Here is a 230-nt window from a genome sequence, read left to right on the forward strand (position 1 = left end):
TCTATACCTCAACCGATAACAATGTCGTATCGGCCTATGAGTCACTATATCAAGTCGCTAAAGAAAGCAAAATCCCACTGATTGCGTCTGATACCAGCTCGGTTGAACGCGGCGCGATTGCTGCCTTAGGCGTAAACTATTACGATCTTGGCCGCGAAACTGGTAAAATCGTGGTACGCATCCTAAATGGTGAAAAAGCGGACGCTATCCCTGTCTATACGCCGCAAATG

1 protein-coding gene is annotated in these 230 nt (G+C 47.4%); it reads left to right on the forward strand.

Features of this window, described 5'->3' with window-relative positions; translation table 11 throughout:
- Nucleotides 1-230: ABC transporter substrate-binding protein (locus AAEZ05_RS30530; protein WP_350650443.1), on the forward strand; the 230-nt coding region annotated here is incomplete at both ends.

It is taken from the genome of Pseudomonas sp. HY13-MNA-CIBAN-0226 (assembly GCF_040310305.1).
Lineage (GTDB): Bacteria > Pseudomonadota > Gammaproteobacteria > Pseudomonadales > Pseudomonadaceae > Aquipseudomonas > Aquipseudomonas gregormendelii.